The organism is Alteromonas sp. 14N.309.X.WAT.G.H12, from assembly GCF_036697315.1.
Lineage (GTDB): Bacteria > Pseudomonadota > Gammaproteobacteria > Enterobacterales > Alteromonadaceae > Alteromonas.
The window spans coordinates 1-1,882 of sequence record NZ_JBAHZB010000140.1; the positions used below are offsets into that span (position 1 = coordinate 1).

Annotated in this window: 2 protein-coding genes; one reads left to right on the plus strand and one right to left on the minus strand. The window is 45.7% G+C overall.

Features of this window, described 5'->3' with window-relative positions; genetic code table 11:
- Positions 1 to 144: 144 nt before the first annotated feature.
- Positions 145 to 1,470 carry a DEAD/DEAH box helicase gene (locus tag V5298_RS18870; protein ID WP_332932982.1) on the plus strand — a complete coding sequence of 442 codons (1,326 nt, stop codon included), beginning with the start codon at positions 145 to 147 and terminating at the stop codon, positions 1,468 to 1,470.
- A 56-nt stretch (positions 1,471 to 1,526) separates the two neighbouring features.
- On the opposite strand, the gene V5298_RS18875 is transcribed toward V5298_RS18870, so the two are convergent.
- A complete protein-coding gene (locus tag V5298_RS18875; protein WP_332932983.1) occupies positions 1,527 to 1,769 on the minus strand; it encodes an EF-hand domain-containing protein in 243 nt (80 codons plus the stop codon).
- Between the last annotated feature and the right edge of the window lie 113 nt (positions 1,770 to 1,882).

Below are 1,882 nucleotides of genomic sequence, written 5' to 3' on the forward strand. Positions count from 1 at the left end.
GTTCCAGACAATGTACCTGAAATGCAGTTTTAACGTTTAAAGCTTCGTTTTATCGCAAATAAGGGGCGTAATTTCCGCCCCTCTTCTTTCACTTCACAAAACATTCATGGATAATACGGCTAACGTTATTCATGAGGCATCCCCTTGCAAATTGCAGATTTACCCGTACACCACAAAATTATTCAGCGTCTGACCGATAAAGGTTTAGAAACAATGACGGATATCCAGCAGCGCACTATCTTACCGGCGTTGCAGGGTAAGGATATTATGGCGTCATCGAAAACCGGTTCGGGTAAAACATTGGCGTTTCTGATCCCCCTTGTTCATCGCTTAATGACCACAAGAGCCTTAAGTAAACAAGATCCTCGTGCCCTTATTCTGGCCCCCACACGAGAGCTGGCAAAGCAGGTATTCAGTGAACTACGCAGTTTGGCAACACCGGTGGGTATTCAATGCGCCCTCATTGTCGGCGGCGAAAACTTCAATGATCAAACCAAAGTATTAAGACGCAGCCCTCACGTTATCGTTGGCACCGCTGGCCGGGTCGCAGATCATCTAGAAGGAAAGTCGTTTTTCATTAACGGCCTAGAAGTACTCATTTTCGATGAGGCTGACAGAATGATGGATCTGGGTTTTGCCGAACAACTTAATCTTATCAATCAGTATGCGGATCACCGAAAACGCCAAACCATGTTGTTTTCCGCGACCTTAGATAATATTGCCCTTGATCATCTCACAGAAAAGTTATTGAAATCTCCGGTTCGCGTTGCTATCGGCAATGCAACCGAAGCCCATCAGGATATTACCCAAACCCTGTACTTTGCCGATAACATAGAACACAAAGACACATTACTCACAGCCTTACTTGATGCCCATGACTATAATCAGGCGGTGGTATTTACCGCTACACGTCAGGATACAGATAGACTGGCAGCACTGTTAAATGAATCACACAAAGAAGCCATTGCTTTACGTGGTGATTTACCACAGCACACCCGGGCGGCCATCATGAACGACTTTAGTCGCGGTCAACATAGTGTGCTGGTGACCACCGATCTGGCTTCCCGGGGGTTAGACTTACGCAAAGTCGGTTTAGTCATTAACTTTGATTTGCCCAAACAAGCTGATGAATATATTCACCGTATCGGTCGCACCGGGCGAGCCGGTGATAAAGGCGTCGCCATTTCACTGGTAGGGCCTCGGGATTGGGCGAGTTACCTTGCCATCAGCGCTCATGTGAGTTACCCCCTAACCTGTTGTTCCCATGACACCTATCCGGCCAAGTTCCGCGGCAAACACATTGCCAAGCAAGGACACAAAGACGCAACGTCATCAAAAGCGGGAGCCGGCAACGACAAAGTAAAAGCCACTCCAGCGAAGAGACGGGTGAATACCATGGAAGGCGAAGATATCGGCAATGTGCCAATCAAAAAGAAAAAACGCTCTCAAATCATCGATGATGATGAATAAAAAAAGCGGGTGATGGTTACCATCACCCGCTTGCTATATGAAATCACAACGCAGTCTTAGTATTCCCACCACGCTTCTTGCCACCACTGAAGAAACTCGTCAAAATCAATAAATCCATCATTATTGCTATCGATAAGTTTAAAACCCTCTTCAACATGACTGGCTTTGGTTTTGGGCGAAAGAACAGTGAGTAATTCGATGAATTCGGTAAGATCAATCTGACCGTTACCATCTTGGTCGAAAAAACTAAAATCTTTCTTAATTTCTGCGATTTTCTCTTCTGAAAGTTGCGTGCTCACTAAAAATCCTAAAAACATTGCATACAATGTTCGCAGTGTAACGTTCAACTTTCCCAGTGTCTACTGCGCGGCTTTTTGTTTCGCTTCCAGTGCTCGTTTTCGCTGCGCTTCTG